This is a genomic window from Flagellimonas alvinocaridis, from assembly GCF_965248585.1.
In the GTDB taxonomy this organism is placed as follows: Bacteria; Bacteroidota; Bacteroidia; order Flavobacteriales; family Flavobacteriaceae; genus Flagellimonas; species Flagellimonas alvinocaridis.
On sequence record NZ_OZ252111.1, the window covers coordinates 2,502,990 to 2,517,160 of the forward strand.

Genomic DNA, 14,171 nt, shown 5'->3' on the forward strand with positions numbered 1-14,171 from the left:
TCATCCCGATTGTTAAAGAAACCCATCGCAGATAAAAATAGGTCTTTTAACGGAATCGAAATGACATCTTTTTGTTATATATCAATTCACTTAAATGAGGTTACTCCAAATTTTCTTGCTTCCTGTTTGGCTGCAGGGGCCCAAGCGGTCAAATTTTGGATTCTGGTATCATTGGAAGGGTGCGTACTCATAAATTCAGGGGGGGCTTGTCCACCTGATTTTTCTTTCATCCGTCTCCATAGATTGGCAGCCTCATCAGGATTATAACCAGCAATGGCCATAATCTGTAATCCAATCCTATCGGCTTCGGTTTCATGGCCTCTACTAAAGGGGAGCATAACCCCCAAGGTAGACCCCAATCCATAGGCTTGGTTGAACATATTTCGCTTTTCCGGATCTTGAATGGCCACATTCCCTGCCACAGCCCCAATCTGCTGTACCATACCGGCACTCATTCGTTGTGCCCCATGGTCTGCCAAGGCATGTGCCACTTCGTGCCCCATTACCACCGCTACTCCTGTCTCTCCTTGGGTAATGGGCAAAATCCCGGTATAGAATACAATCTTTCCACCAGGCATGCACCACGCATTAACCGTTTCATCCTGTACTAAATTGTATTCCCATTTATAATCTTTAAGGTATCCTGGATAGCCATTGGCATCCAACCAACGTTCCGCAGCCGAAGCAATCCGCTGCCCTACCCTAGTGATCATTTGGGCATCAGATGTTCCGGTAATCACCTTATTGTCGCCCAAAAACTGATCGTACTGGGCAAAGGCCATGGGAAATATTTGGCTATTGGGATAAAAGTTCAATGTGCTCTTCCCCGTAAATGGATTTGTCTTACATGCTGCTACCGCCAAAAAAATGGAAGCGGTAATAAGAAGTCTTTTCATAATATTTAATAGTGTTTAGTCTATGTAAATTACAAAAAAATTATTTTCCGATTAGGTGGAGTTCGGTGAAATCCTTGCTCACTTCTATGGAGTTGTTGCCATTCAGTTTTATTTCCGAAAAGTCCACTTCCTCATTATCTACCTCTACTGTTCCAATGGTAAAAGGAAGTCCATGGAAATTTAATTTGAAGGTAGTGTATGATGTGGTAAAGTTTCCATCCTTAAACTGCTGTATGATCAATTCATTCTCCTTGCCCCTCAATCTAAACTTTCTTAAACTGAAACGTCCTTTCTTGTAATCATACCCGTCTTGTTGGTCCTCGTACACACTGGAATTCTCTATTCCCTCCTTATAGTAAACGTCAATCCTCAACTCCTTGATTTCCTTTTCACCCACATACTGCTGTACGGGATATTTGGGTATCATTGCACCTTCCTTCACGTAAAGAGGAATTTTATGGAGTTCTGCCGGCACCCATCTTTCCACTCCTCCGGCTATCACTTCATCAGTCCAATAACTAAACCAATTTCCCTTTGGGAAATACATTCGTCTACCCTGTGCATTGGGTTCCTGTACCGGACATACCAACATATGCTCCCCGAACAGGAATTCATCGGTTCTAAAATGGGTCTGGGAATCTTCTTGATCGTAAAAAACCAAGGATTGTAACATGGGCATACCATTATTGATATACTTGTAGAACATGGTATACAGATAAGGCAACAATTGGTACCTCAGCTCTATATATTTTCTGACAATATTGGTGATTTCTTCTCCAAAAGACCATGGTTCTTGGTCTCCATGATCCCCACTGGAATGTACCCTGCAAAAGGGATGGAAGATTGCCAACTGTACCCATCGGGCAAACAATTCACCGTTGGGCTGTTCCGCAAATCCCCCTATGTCTGAACCTACAAAAGAGTATCCGCTCATGCACATCCGTTGCATTTGCACATTGGCAATCCATAGGTGTTCCCAAGTTGCCACATTATCCCCGGTCCAAGTGGCACAATAGCGCTGGGTCCCAGAATATGCAGCCCTAGTCAACACAAAAGGTCTTCTTGGAAAAGTATACTTCTTTATGCCCTCATAGGTAGCCCTTACCATTTGCATGCCGTAAACATTGTGTGCCTTTCTATGACTGCAAGGATGGCCATCATAATCATGGCGCACGTCCAAATTGGCAGTTTTGCTGGGGACTTCCATGACAGCAGGTTCATTCATATCATTCCATACCCCGCGCACTCCTATTTCAGCGATCATTTCCTTATATAGCCCTGCCCACCATTCCCGTACTTCAGGATTGGTGAAATCCGGGAATTTACACTCCCCTGGCCATACCTTGCCCTTGAAGTGGGGGCCATCTGCCCTTCTGCAGAAAAAGCCATGGTCCATAGCCTGTTGGTACACCCAATAATCCCTATCAATCTTGATTCCGGGATCGATCATGGTCACTACCTTAAAACCATCCTTTTCCAGGTCTTGCACCATTTTTTTGGGATTGGGAAAGTAACGGTTGTTCCAAGTGAAACACCTGAACCCTTCCATATAGTCAATGTCCAGATAAATGGCATCACAGGGTATATTGAGTTTTCTAAAGGTAGAGGCTATCTTTTTTACGTTTCGTTCCGGATAGTAGCTCCATTTGGATTGATGAAAGCCCAAGGCCCACAGCGGAGGTAGCTCTGGAACACCGGTCAAATCAGTATAGGCTTCCACTACTTGGCTCATTTTGGGTCCATAGAAAAAGTAGTAGTTCATTTCTCCCCCATCGGCCCAAAAACTGGTTACATTCCTTTTCTCATTGGCAAAATCAAAATAGGTGCTGAAAGAATTGTCAAAAAAGATACCGTAAGCAATACTTTCCTTGAGTCCCACATAAAAGGGAATGGCCTTGTACAATGGCTCCTGATCCTTGCCATAAGCGTAGGAATCCGTTACCCAATTGTTTAACCGCTTACCTTTTAAATTGGTATGCGAAGCCTTGTCTCCCATTCCGTAATAGCTTTCCCCGGAATGACATATCTTGCTCATTTTAACAATGTTTCCCCCATAATCATAATTCTCTTCCCAGTGGAATCCCAACTCATCTTCATTGAGCACATTGTCTTCCAAATCCGTAATCTGTACTTTAAGATCGGATTTATTGATGAAAATCTTGATTTTATTCGTGGTGATAACATACTCGGGGATTTCATCCTGTACGTCTAGTTGGTTGAATCCAGTGTTCACATCATCACTGATGGCGTATGAAAAATCAGGTTCAAAAACGTGTTCGGTAGCATATCGAAACCTGACCACACTATCCCGTAAGATGGAAATTTCCAAAACAACCCCATTTTGGGTGGTAAAGAGCAGTTTCCGATTCTCTTGTTTAAAATCGACTATATGGTTGGGGTGCTGATTCCCCCTTTTCTCTATTTCGGTGTTGGTTATCATTGTTAGTTTATTGAGACTAACAAAAGAAATACTTTAGACGGACAAAATAAAATGATGTTTTGAACAACTCACCAACTATATCGTTGTAGTTTTTTCGCTACTTGTAGACAACAATAGACAAGGGTGGAAGGGTCATTAAAACCGATTGCGGATGACCATTCCATGCGGTCTTACCTGGCTTTAGTGTTTTCTTGCCCATACCACTTCCCGAATACTTGGCATCATCGCTATTAAAAACCACCTTCAATTGGGAGTTCTTAGGTACTCCTACCCTATAGTTTTCACGGGGTACCGGGGTAAAATTGCAGACCACGATCAAGTCGTCCTTGGGGTCACTTCCTTTTCTCATGTAACTGACCACGGTATTTTCCCTATCGTTATATTCTATCCATTGAAAACCCTCTGGATCGAACTGTTTTTCATAAAGTGCCGGACTTGTTTTGTAAACCGAATTAAGATCTTTGATAACTTTCTGTATTCCAGAGTGGAAATCGTATTGCGTAAGGTGCCAATCCAAACTTTCTTGAAAATTCCACTCGGATGATTGCCCGAACTCTCCTCCCATGAACAAGAGATTTCCCCCGGGATGGGTGAACATATATCCAAAGAGCAAACGTAAATTGGCAAAACGTTGCCATTCGCCCCCGGGCATACGATACAAAAGGGATTGTTTTCCGTAGACCACTTCATCGTGCGAAAAAGGAAGCATAAAATTTTCGGTGAAGGCGTAGGTCATGCTAAAAGTTATTTCATTAAGGTCATACGATCGGTGGATGGGGTCTTTTTTAAAGAACTCCAAAGTATCGTGCATCCAACCCATCATCCATTTCATACCAAAACCAAGCCCGCCAAAATGTACAGGTTTGCTTACCCCGGAAAAGGCTGTAGACTCTTCGGCAATGGTCTGAACCCCTTTAAAGCTACCATATACTTCTTGGTTCATTTCCCTTAAAAAGGAAATTGCCTCTAAATTTTCATTATTACCATAGATGTTGGGTTCCCATTCCCCATCTTCACGCGAATAATCCAGATATAACATCGAAGCTACGGCATCCACCCGTAGTCCATCCACATGATACTGATCCAACCAAAAAACGGCATTGCTGATCAAAAAGGCCCTTACTTCATTCCTTCCATAGTTAAAGATTAGGCTTTTCCAATCTGGGTGATACCCACGTCTACGATCCGGATGCTCATACAAGTGGGAACCATCAAAAAAGCCAAGACCATGGGCATCTTCCGGAAAATGGGACGGCACCCAATCCAAAATCACCCCAATGCCCTTTTGATGGAATTTATCCACCAACAATTTAAAATCCTCAGGCTTTCCAAATCGGGACGTCGGGGCAAAATACCCTGTTAACTGATACCCCCATGAAGGATCATACGGATATTCCATAATTGGCATGAACTCCACATGGGTAAAACCCATCTCGTCCACATAGTCCACCAACTCATCGGCCAATTCCATATAAGAAAGGTATTCCCAACCATTTTTTTTACGCCAAGAACCCAAATGCACCTCGTAAACGGAATAAGGCCTGTCCAACCCATTATGCTTTTCCCTGGAGTCCATCCATTTTTTATCCTTCCATTCATGCTTTGCGCTCCAAACAAGCGAGGCTGTATTTGGGGGCCGTTCACAGTATCGGGCAAAAGGGTCCGCCTTCTCGGTCCAAATGTCATTGTTGTGCGACTGTATTTTGTACTTGTATTTGGTGCCTTGGTCAACACCGGGGATGAACCCCTCCCAAATACCGCTGGAGTCCCAACGGACATTGAGCTTGTGCTCCTCGGCATTCCAGTAATTAAAATCCCCAATTACCGAAACCGATTTTGCCGAAGGTGCCCAAACAGCAAAATAAGTACCCTTTTTACCATCCACTTCCGTTAGATGGGAACCCAATTTTTCATACAATCGAAAATGTTTTCCAGCCTTAAAAAGGTCAATATCAAACTCCGTGAACAAACTATGGGTAACTACCTTGGACATATTTCTGTTTTAGTATTCACAATATAATACTTCTTGGCTAAGATTACCATTTTCAGCTAATCCTTTCCAATAAAATTGCAATTGTTCCAAAAATGGAATGCTTTTTGATTTTGATGAAAAAAGAAACCGAATGAAAACAAATCAAAAATCTAGAATCATGAATAAATTCAACACAATTATTGGCGCTTTTTTAGTCTTGTTCACCGTTGCCTGCGAAGGTCCCGAAGGCCCTCCAGGATTTGATGGTGCACCAGGTCTACAAGGCCCTCCCGGTGAGGACGGCATTCAAGGTCAGGTCGTAGAGGTAGATGGGGTAAACTTTGGCTACGATGGCGATGCCAATCTGTTTAACACCCTAATTACTTTTGAAGATGTCACTGATTTTGAAGTCTTTGAAGCCGATGCCGTTTTGGTATACCGTTACACTGGAACCATAGAACTGAACGATGGTAGTACCGCTGACGCCTGGAGCCAAATTCCACAAAATTATTTCTTACCAGAAGGCACCATACAATATGTCTTTGAACACACTTTTGTGGATCTGGAGCTATTCATTGATGGAAACTTTGACCTCTCTACCCTGAGTACTGATTTTACAGACAATCAGCTTTTTAGAATTGTTTTTGTACCTAGTGTGTACGCCAACGCTTCTAAAATGGATACTTCAAATATCAATAATGTAATGTCCTCCTTGGGTATTGGGGAAGATCAAGTGAAAAAATTGGAATTGCAGTGATTCCCAGTCCAAACATGATTAAAAGCCTCTTTCCGAAAAAGGGGCTTTTGTTTTTGTGTTATTTTTGAAAGGATACCAGCTAAACCTCGTCTATTCAATAAAAGAGTCGAACAATGGGAAAAAATTTGCTTTTTATTGCCCTTCTGATCTTTGCAGGCTGCAAGGGCACATCACAGGAAAAGAAAAAGGAGTCCAATAAAGAGGTTGCTTATAAAGTGACCAAAACCGATGCAGAATGGAAATCGGAACTTACCGAAGTGGAATATTATGTTTTACGGAAGGCCGCTACGGAAAATCCTTTTACCAGCGATTTGTTGGAAAATAAACAAAAAGGAACCTATGTCTGTGCAGGTTGTAGCACTCCATTGTTCAGGAGCGAACACAAATACAGATCTGGAACAGGCTGGCCCAGTTTTGATCGCGAAATAGAAGGAAATGTGGCTTATGAAGAGGACAATTCATATGGCGTTACCCGCATAGAGGAACATTGCGCTGTGTGTGGCGGACATTTGGGACACGTTTTTAACGATGGGCCAAAAAAAACCACGGGTAAGAGACACTGCATCAATGGAGCTGCTTTGGATTTTATCCCTGATTAAGAATTAATCAATCTACTTCACTTTTATGGATATGAAATACGGCATACAAAAAACAGAGGAAGAATGGAAACAATCCCTTACTCCTGAAGAATATTACGTTCTGCGACAAAAAGGCACAGAGCGTCCCTTTACAGGGCAGTATAATCTCCATTTTGAAAATGGAGACTATTTCTGCAAAGCGTGCAATGCAAAACTGTTTGAAAGCCAGCACAAGTTTGAAAGTGGTTGCGGATGGCCCTCTTTTGACCAAGCTGTTGAAGGTGCCATAGAATATATCCGTGATACCTCACATGGTATGATCCGCACCGAAACTGTCTGTGCCAATTGTGGTGGTCATTTGGGACATGTGTTCAATGATGGCCCCCAAGAGACCACGGGGCAACGATATTGCATAAATTCCGTGAGTATTGGCTTTGACCCATCCGAAGAATAATGGACTTTCCCAAAAACTTTGTAGCCAGCGCTCTCTTCGAGTTACATCGTTATAAAACCATGGGCGATAAAACCTTTGCCCAACTTTCCAATGACGATATCCTATGGAAGTACAGTGAAACGGATAACTCCATTGCCATCATCGTAAAACATATGGTAGGGAATATGTTAAGCAGGTGGACCAACTTTCTTACCGAAGACGGTGAGAAAACATGGCGAAATCGGGAAATGGAGTTTGAAGAACCCTATGCCTCAAAAGAAGAAATGGTGGCAGCATGGGATAAAGGATGGCAGTGCCTATTCAATGCCTTGGAAAGTATAAATTCCAAAAACTTTGAGACCAAGGTCAAAATACGGGACCAAGAGCATACCGTTGTAGAAGCCATAAACCGGCAACTGGCCCACTACGCCAGTCACGTTGGGCAAATAGCCTTTGTGGGCAGAATGATAAAAGGAGAGCAATGGGTTTCGCTTTCCATACCAAAAGGGGGCTCCGAAGCTTTTAACCAAAAGATGTTCGGAAAAAGGCATAGCTGATTTCACAAACAAAGCCAATTTTGGCTTTTTCAAGCTTGGGATTTGGGGATTGAATTCCGTACTTTTGCACCTGCCCGCTCAAAGGCAGGCTTCAAATCTAACAACTAAAATCAAGATCTAATGAGCAAGTTCGATGTAATTGTTCTGGGCAGTGGTCCCGGTGGATATGTTACCGCAATCAGAGCCTCACAGCTAGGATTAAAAACCGCCATTGTGGAAAAGGAAAGTTTGGGAGGTGTATGTCTTAACTGGGGATGTATTCCAACCAAAGCACTTTTAAAGTCTGCCCAAGTTTTTGAGTATTTGAAGCATGCCGAGGATTACGGATTGAGCGCAAAAGAAGTGGATTACGATTTTGGCGCCGTTGTAAAAAGGAGCCGTGGCGTTGCTGATGGCATGAGCAAAGGGGTACAATTCTTAATGAAGAAGAACAAGATTGAGGTCCTGAACGGTTACGGAAAAGTACAGCCGGGCAAAAAAGTTCTAGTAAAGGGAGATCACGGTGACACAGCGGAATATACCGCAGACCATATCATCATTGCTACAGGTGCAAGAAGCAGGGAATTACCCAGTCTTCCACAAGATGGAAAGAAAGTCATTGGATACCGTGAGGCCATGTCATTGGAAAAACAACCCAAAAAAATGATTGTGGTTGGTAGTGGCGCCATTGGTATTGAATTTGCTTATTTCTATAACTCAATGGGTACCGAGGTTACCGTTGTGGAGTATCTTCCCAATATTGTCCCTGTTGAGGATGAGGATGTATCCAAGCAATTGGAACGCAGCTTCAAAAAAGCTGGGGTAAAAATAAAGACGTCTGCCGAGGTGACAAAAGTAGACACCTCTGGCGATGGTGTGAAGGCTACCGTGAAAACTTCCAAAGGTGAAGAAGTATTGGAAGCCGATATAGTCCTTTCTGCTGTTGGCATCAAAACAAACATTGAAAATATTGGCCTTGAGGATGTGGGCATTGCAGTAGACCGAGATAAAATTTTGGTAAACGATTATTACCAGACCAATATCCCCGGATATTATGCCATTGGTGATGTAACTCCAGGACAAGCTTTGGCACACGTAGCCTCTGCGGAAGGTATTCTTTGTGTTGAAAAAATTGCAGGAATGCATGTTGAGCCTCTGGATTACGGCAATATTCCCGGTTGTACCTATTGTATGCCCGAAGTGGCTTCTGTTGGTTTGACCGAGGAACAAGCCAAGGAACAAGGGTATGATATAAAAGTGGGTAAATTTCCGTTTTCTGCCAGTGGGAAAGCAAAAGCATCTGGTAATGCCGATGGGTTTGTGAAAGTAATTTTTGATGCCAAATATGGCGAATGGTTAGGATGTCATATGATCGGTGCAGGGGTTACCGATATGATTGCCGAAGCTGTGGTGGCCAGAAAATTGGAAACCACTGGTCATGAAATCCTTAAAGCTGTTCACCCGCACCCTACCATGAGTGAGGCTGTTATGGAAGCCGTTGCCGCTGCCTATGATGAAGTTATCCACCTATAATCAAGAACATGCTTAAACTTTTTAGGGCAACAGCCATTCTTGAAGGGATTTCTTATTTGGCTTTATTTGGATTGACCATGCCTTTAAAATATTGGGCAGATATCATGGAACCCAACAAAATAGTGGGATATGCCCATGGGGCGCTTTTTATTCTTTATGTGATATTGGCCGTGGTATTTTGTTGGCAACGGAAATGGAGCATTAAACGTTTTGTGATGCTATTTATAGCTTCTTTGCTCCCATTCGGAACCTTCTATGCTGATGAGAAGTATTTAAAAGGTTTAGCCTAAGAAACTCTGTATGGCCAAATCATAGCTTTGGAGTCCGAAACCTAGGATTACCCCCTTGGCTCCTGAAGATATGAACGAAACATGCCTGTATTCCTCCCGTTGATGGGTATTGGATATATGCACCTCAATTACTGGGGTGGTCACCGCTTTTACCGCATCTCCCATACCTACCGATGTATGCGTATAAGCTGCGGCGTTCAGGATAATCCCGTCATACTCAAAACCCACTTCCTGTATTTTGCCAATAAGCTCCCCTTCAATATTGGACTGAAAATATTCCAGTTCCACTTGCGGAAATTTTTGTTGTAATTCGGCAAAATAGTCTTCAAAAGTGGTGGTGCCATACACTTCGGGCTCCCGTTTTCCCAACAGGTTTAGATTGGGCCCATTGATAATCATTAGTTTCATACAGTAAAAGTACCAATAATTTTAAGGCATAAAAAAAGCGGAAGCATAGACTTCCGCTTTTTGTTCTTTTTATGGACTTGGCTTAGTTAAACCTGTAACCAGCTCCAAAAGTAAGGGTGTTGATGTCCACAACATCACCAAAATCCCCTCCTCTGGAAATCTGGAAACCGTATCTAGCCTCTACAAACCAGTTATCATCAATCTGGTATCCACCACCAAAAGCGATATCAAGACCAAACTCACCATCAGGAATATCCTCCAACAAATAATTAATCTGTGGACCTGCCTGAATGTTAAAGTTGTTTATTTTGTACTTGGCCATCACAGGAATGTACAATGAAGTCAAATCATCTACAAAACTAAAAAGTACAGAAGGTTCAATATCAAATTCCTCCGATGCTACAAAGTTATAGCTACCACCTAGATAGAATCCAAGCTCGCTATCGCTTATACTTCCGAAAAAGTCATCTCCCGTATCCACTTTAACGGATACATTGTTAAGACCTGCCTTGACCGCGAATCCTTCTTGGCCGTAGGTGTTTGAAACAATTACACTAGTAAAAAATACTGCTAAAACGATTAATTTTCTCACGATGTATAAATTTTAGTTGAGGGGACAAATATAGCAATGCCCCGAGGTTAAGAATAATAGGATATTCAAAATGTTTTTGCTATATGTGTATTGAAATCCTACGTTTTATCACATACAAAAAGAATGGGGAAATACCCCCATTCTCTGTTTGATTGTTTAATATAACGATTTAATTAAAGGCAAATTGTAGTCCAAATCCAAAGGCGCCTACTTCATTGTCCCCATCACTAAGTACAATGGCTGGTCGCCAATCAAAATTGGCCACAAAGGGCACTCCATTTATCTTAAAATCCAATCCTAAATGGGGACGTAATGCAAAAACATTGTCTACGTCGTCCACCAAAATAATGCTTGGTCCTGCTCCAGCGTACCAACGCAATCCTCCGGCTCTGGTAAACCCTTTATGGTAGGAATAGAGGACTGTGATCATAGTGGCCCCATCCTCAAAACCCAAATCGGCCTGACCGACATGGTTACTGGTAAAAAAATACTTTCCTGTAGCGCCAATAAAAGTTGCACTATCAACGGCATCAACACCTAGCCCCAATGCTGCCTTATAACTGGTTTGTGCCTTTACGGCAACAGTGCCCAACATAGCTAAAGCTACAACAAATACAAATTTTTTCATTTTTCTGTGTTTAAGTTAATATTAATGGTTCAACTGTATCAGATTTGAGGCTGTGACCAGTTTATTTTTATGCTATCCAAGGTATCAGAAGAGGAACAAAATCCCCAAGGCTACTATAGAGAAATTCCCATCGTTGCTGATATTGATGTATGATACGTTTAGCTCCGTATTTCCAGTAATATTGTATCCTACTGAAGGTCTTACATAAAACCCGCCCTCATTTCCGTCATTGATCCCCACAGCATAGCCCACATCGGCTCCCAACTTAAAATCGTAGGTGGGGTAAAGCCTTAGCGACCCCGTTAAGGGTACAAATTGAAAATCCTCGAACTCGTTCTCCACAGTTACATTGCCTACCGTAACAGTTTTGGTTTCCCCAAAGGCATTAATGAACCCTGAGGCCAAACCAATATCAACAAGTTCCGATACGCTCCAATGGTAAGCCAAATCCAATCCAATGCTGAATTTGGATATTTCCGAAGCATCCCCAACAGGAATACCTGCATTAAACCCTGCTTTAAAACTACTTCTGTCCACATGCTGTGCCATTGCCGAAAATGTCAGTGCAAATAGTCCTAGTGTCAATAAGAATATTCTTTTCATTGTTTTGGTTTTTTATTCAGGATAAAAACGTTTCAATGCCGGATATAGTGTTTTTTGTAATAAAAAACGTATTAAATCCACTGAACGTCTCTACTTGTAACTCAAAACCTTGGCGGAAAATATTCAATCCCATCTACCCATAGACCTCTAATTTGATCAAAGGCCCGTTTCAATTGACCAATCGCCCAATAGCATTCATAATTTTCATTCTTATTGTTTCTATCTTTAACCCATGAACTGGCAACAAGCAATAAAGGATTACCAAAATTATTTGAAGATTGAGCGCGGCCTCAGCAAAAATTCCATTACCAGTTACAGCTTGGATCTTCAAAAAATGATACGCTATTTTGACGACCATGAAGTCAAAGTATCGCCAATAAGAGTAGATATGGAAACTGTGCAGCAGTTTGTCCATGATGTTGCCAAAACTGTAAATCCACGTTCACAAGCACGTATTATTTCTGGATTGAAAGGTTTTTTCAATTATTTGGTTTTTGAGGATTACAGAAATGATAACCCCATGGATCTCATAGAAACTCCAAAAATAGGCCGCAAACTTCCGGACACTTTATCTGTTGATGAGATCAATGCACTTATTTTGGCCATAGACCTGTCCAAACCCGAAGGAGAACGCAATCGAGCCATTCTGGAAACCCTTTATGGCTGTGGACTCCGGGTTTCCGAGCTGTTGAACTTAAAGCTTTCCGATCTTTATTTTGATGAAGATTTTATAAAGGTTACAGGAAAAGGCAATAAACAACGCTTTGTACCCATAAGCGATGTCAATAAAAAATACATCAACATTTACCAATATGAGGTTAGGGTGCACCTGCCCATCATGAAAGAACACCAAGATTTTCTTTTTTTGAACCGAAGGGGAAAACAGCTCACCCGGGCCATGGTTTTTACCATTACCAAGCGCTTGGCCGAAAAAATAGGGCTGAAAAAAAATATAAGCCCACATACATTTAGGCATTCTTTTGCCACACATCTCTTGGAAAATGGAGCAGATTTACGGGCCATTCAGCAAATGTTGGGTCATGAGAGTATCACTACCACCGAGGTATATATGCATGTGAACCGGTCGCATCTGGCCAAGGTCTTGAACCAATACCATCCCAGGAAATAAAATTCAATGGAAGTATTGGTGGCCAATCCGCATCAACTTCCCTTTTTCAATTGATTCTTCAATCCTTGGTTTTGTTTTTTGTAGGGTCTAATAATCAATCGGGCTTCGCGATCAAAACGAATGTAATTATATACCCAATTGATGAATACCACTACCCTATTCCGGAAACCTATCAAGAAATACAAGTGTACAAACATCCAGACAAACCACGCAAAAACCCCTTGAAACCTAAACCTGGGCAAATCCACCACAGCCTTGTTTCGGCCTATGGTGGCCATACTTCCCTTATCCTTGTAGACAAAGGGTTTCATGGGCTTACCTTCAACCAACCTCACCAAATTGTCCCCTAAATTTCTACCCTGTTGTATGGCGGGTTGCGCCATCATGGGATGTCCATTTGGAAAGGCTTTAGTTTCCATTTGGGCTACATCGCCTATGGCGAAAATATTTTCAAACCCATCAACCTGATGAAAGTCATTTACTTTTAAACGGTTACCCCTACCCAATAATTCTTTGCCGTCCAATCCTTTTATACTTACTGCACTCACTCCAGCGGCCCATACCAAAGTAGCTGACTCAAAAACGGTATCTGTGTTGGTGGTAACCATGTTTCCATCATAATCCAAAACCCTAAGGTCCTTCCACACATTTACCCCAAGTTTTTCCAAGAATTGTTCTGCTTTTCTGGAAGCCACTTCACTCATTGCCGGTAAAATACGGTCGCCACTTTGTACCAAGTTTATTTGTGCCCGTCGGGTATCCAAATCAGGATAATCCTTCGGCAAAATCCCTTTTTTTATCTCTGCCAAGGCTCCTGCCAACTCTACTCCTGTTGGGCCTCCACCCACAATCACAAAGCTCATGAGCGCATCCCGTTCGTGCAGATCATCGGTAAGTAAGGCTTGTTCAAAGTTTTCAAGAATAAGACTCCGGAGATTCAAGGACTGTGGAATACTCTTCATGGCCATGCCCTTGGTCTCTATATTTTCATTACCAAAAAAATTGGTCTCTGAACCTGTAGCCACGATCAAATAATCAAACTTGATTTCGCCAATATTGGTCTTTACCCACCTCTTTTTAGTATCTATACCGATTACTTTGGCCAACCGAAAGAAAAAATTAGGGTAGCCTTGCAATACTTTCCTAATGGGGTACGCAATGGAATCCGGCTCCAGTCCTCCTGTTGAAACTTGGTACAATAGAGGTTGAAAATTGTGGTAATTATGTTTGTCCAACAAAATTACCTGCATTTCTTTTTTACTGAGCTTTTTGGCCAGTGCGATGCCCCCAAAACCGCCGCCAATGATTACGACCCTTGGGAAGCTGGATTGTGGAATATTCATTGTAGACATGGCTGTAAATTTACACATTCCGTT

15 protein-coding genes are annotated in these 14,171 nt (G+C 42.2%); 7 read left to right on the top strand and 8 right to left on the bottom strand.

The genetic code is table 11. The features are described 5' to 3' along the window. Nucleotides 1-86: 86 nt before the first annotated feature. The 3 genes from ACP14V_RS11150 to glgB all read right to left on the bottom strand — a co-directional run bounded on the left by ACP14V_RS11150 (nucleotide 87) and on the right by glgB (nucleotide 5,329). Nucleotides 87-896, bottom strand: a complete 810-nt coding sequence (locus ACP14V_RS11150) for a M48 family metallopeptidase (RefSeq protein WP_272610598.1) — start codon at nucleotides 894-896, stop codon at nucleotides 87-89. 40 nt (nucleotides 897-936) lie between these two features. Beyond that, a complete protein-coding gene (locus ACP14V_RS11155; RefSeq protein WP_136566800.1) occupies nucleotides 937-3,336 on the bottom strand; it encodes a glycoside hydrolase family 31 protein in 2,400 nt (799 codons plus the stop codon). A 97-nt stretch (nucleotides 3,337-3,433) separates the two neighbouring features. Continuing rightward, complete coding sequence (gene glgB, locus ACP14V_RS11160; RefSeq protein ID WP_272610599.1) at nucleotides 3,434-5,329, bottom strand: 1,4-alpha-glucan branching protein GlgB; 1,896 nt, start codon at nucleotides 5,327-5,329, stop codon at nucleotides 3,434-3,436. Nucleotides 5,330-5,486: 157 nt separating this feature from the next. Between glgB and ACP14V_RS11165 the strand changes: the two genes are divergently transcribed. From ACP14V_RS11165 to ACP14V_RS11190, 6 genes are all read left to right on the top strand, one after another. Then, nucleotides 5,487-6,065, top strand: coding sequence for a collagen-like triple helix repeat-containing protein (locus ACP14V_RS11165; RefSeq protein ID WP_136566802.1), 579 nt, complete (start codon nucleotides 5,487-5,489; stop codon nucleotides 6,063-6,065). Nucleotides 6,066-6,178: 113 nt separating this feature from the next. Next, nucleotides 6,179-6,664, top strand: coding sequence for a peptide-methionine (R)-S-oxide reductase MsrB (gene msrB, locus ACP14V_RS11170; RefSeq protein WP_272610600.1), 486 nt, complete (start codon nucleotides 6,179-6,181; stop codon nucleotides 6,662-6,664). A gap of 25 nt (nucleotides 6,665-6,689) precedes the next feature. Continuing rightward, entirely contained in the window at nucleotides 6,690-7,097 is a 408-nt protein-coding gene (msrB, locus tag ACP14V_RS11175; RefSeq protein WP_272610601.1) for a peptide-methionine (R)-S-oxide reductase MsrB, read from the top strand. Next, nucleotides 7,097-7,633, top strand: coding sequence for a DUF1572 family protein (locus tag ACP14V_RS11180; protein ID WP_272610602.1), 537 nt, complete (start codon nucleotides 7,097-7,099; stop codon nucleotides 7,631-7,633). Before msrB (ACP14V_RS11175) ends, ACP14V_RS11180 begins: the two co-directional genes overlap by 1 nt. 120 nt (nucleotides 7,634-7,753) lie before the next feature. Next, nucleotides 7,754-9,145 carry a dihydrolipoyl dehydrogenase gene (lpdA, locus tag ACP14V_RS11185; protein ID WP_272610603.1) on the top strand — a complete coding sequence of 464 codons (1,392 nt, stop codon included), beginning with the start codon at nucleotides 7,754-7,756 and terminating at the stop codon, nucleotides 9,143-9,145. Nucleotides 9,146-9,153: 8 nt separating this feature from the next. After that, nucleotides 9,154-9,435, top strand: coding sequence for a DUF3817 domain-containing protein (locus tag ACP14V_RS11190; RefSeq protein WP_136566807.1), 282 nt, complete (start codon nucleotides 9,154-9,156; stop codon nucleotides 9,433-9,435). Here the strand turns inward: ACP14V_RS11190 and aroQ are convergent. The 4 genes from aroQ to ACP14V_RS11210 form a co-directional block, all read right to left on the bottom strand. Further along, nucleotides 9,427-9,843: a type II 3-dehydroquinate dehydratase gene (gene aroQ / locus ACP14V_RS11195; protein WP_136566808.1), complete on the bottom strand. Its 417-nt coding sequence runs from the start codon at nucleotides 9,841-9,843 to the stop codon at nucleotides 9,427-9,429. The genes ACP14V_RS11190 and aroQ overlap by 9 nt on opposite strands. An 82-nt stretch (nucleotides 9,844-9,925) precedes the next feature. Further along, nucleotides 9,926-10,435: an outer membrane beta-barrel protein gene (locus tag ACP14V_RS11200; protein ID WP_272610604.1), complete on the bottom strand. Its 510-nt coding sequence runs from the start codon at nucleotides 10,433-10,435 to the stop codon at nucleotides 9,926-9,928. 169 nt (nucleotides 10,436-10,604) lie between these two features. After that, a complete protein-coding gene (locus ACP14V_RS11205) occupies nucleotides 10,605-11,063 on the bottom strand; it encodes a hypothetical protein (protein ID WP_136566810.1) in 459 nt (152 codons plus the stop codon). 84 nt (nucleotides 11,064-11,147) lie between these two features. Continuing rightward, nucleotides 11,148-11,666 (bottom strand): hypothetical protein, encoded by a 519-nt coding sequence (locus tag ACP14V_RS11210; RefSeq protein WP_136566811.1) that lies wholly within the window; start codon nucleotides 11,664-11,666, stop codon nucleotides 11,148-11,150. A gap of 232 nt (nucleotides 11,667-11,898) precedes the next feature. On the opposite strand from ACP14V_RS11210, the gene xerD reads away from it, so the two are divergent. Further along, a complete protein-coding gene (gene xerD / locus ACP14V_RS11215; protein WP_272610605.1) occupies nucleotides 11,899-12,795 on the top strand; it encodes a site-specific tyrosine recombinase XerD in 897 nt (298 codons plus the stop codon). A 32-nt stretch (nucleotides 12,796-12,827) separates the two neighbouring features. Here xerD and ACP14V_RS11220 read toward each other — a convergent pair whose 3' ends face one another. Further along, the gene (locus ACP14V_RS11220; RefSeq protein ID WP_272610660.1) at nucleotides 12,828-14,138 is read right to left on the bottom strand and encodes an NAD(P)/FAD-dependent oxidoreductase; all 1,311 of its coding nucleotides are present in this window, start codon (nucleotides 14,136-14,138) and stop codon (nucleotides 12,828-12,830) included. Nucleotides 14,139-14,171: the final 33 nt, after the last annotated feature.

Bases quoted from the DNA above. Each gene is read 5' to 3' on its own strand.
- aroQ (WP_136566808.1), bottom strand. From the start codon at position 9,843: ATGAAACTAATGATTATCAATGGGCCCAATCTAAACCTGTTGGGAAAA.
- ACP14V_RS11220 (WP_272610660.1), bottom strand. From the start codon at position 14,138: ATGAATATTCCACAATCCAGCTTCCCAAGGGTCGTAATCATTGGCGGC.
- msrB (WP_272610600.1), top strand. From the start codon at position 6,179: ATGGGAAAAAATTTGCTTTTTATTGCCCTTCTGATCTTTGCAGGCTGC.
- ACP14V_RS11190 (WP_136566807.1), top strand. From the start codon at position 9,154: ATGCTTAAACTTTTTAGGGCAACAGCCATTCTTGAAGGGATTTCTTAT.
- lpdA (WP_272610603.1), top strand. From the start codon at position 7,754: ATGAGCAAGTTCGATGTAATTGTTCTGGGCAGTGGTCCCGGTGGATAT.
- ACP14V_RS11210 (WP_136566811.1), bottom strand. From the start codon at position 11,666: ATGAAAAGAATATTCTTATTGACACTAGGACTATTTGCACTGACATTT.
- glgB (WP_272610599.1), bottom strand. From the start codon at position 5,329: ATGTCCAAGGTAGTTACCCATAGTTTGTTCACGGAGTTTGATATTGAC.
- msrB (WP_272610601.1), top strand. From the start codon at position 6,690: ATGGATATGAAATACGGCATACAAAAAACAGAGGAAGAATGGAAACAA.
- ACP14V_RS11155 (WP_136566800.1), bottom strand. From the start codon at position 3,336: ATGATAACCAACACCGAAATAGAGAAAAGGGGGAATCAGCACCCCAAC.
- ACP14V_RS11150 (WP_272610598.1), bottom strand. From the start codon at position 896: ATGAAAAGACTTCTTATTACCGCTTCCATTTTTTTGGCGGTAGCAGCA.
- ACP14V_RS11205 (WP_136566810.1), bottom strand. From the start codon at position 11,063: ATGAAAAAATTTGTATTTGTTGTAGCTTTAGCTATGTTGGGCACTGTT.
- xerD (WP_272610605.1), top strand. From the start codon at position 11,899: ATGAACTGGCAACAAGCAATAAAGGATTACCAAAATTATTTGAAGATT.
- ACP14V_RS11180 (WP_272610602.1), top strand. From the start codon at position 7,097: ATGGACTTTCCCAAAAACTTTGTAGCCAGCGCTCTCTTCGAGTTACAT.
- ACP14V_RS11165 (WP_136566802.1), top strand. From the start codon at position 5,487: ATGAATAAATTCAACACAATTATTGGCGCTTTTTTAGTCTTGTTCACC.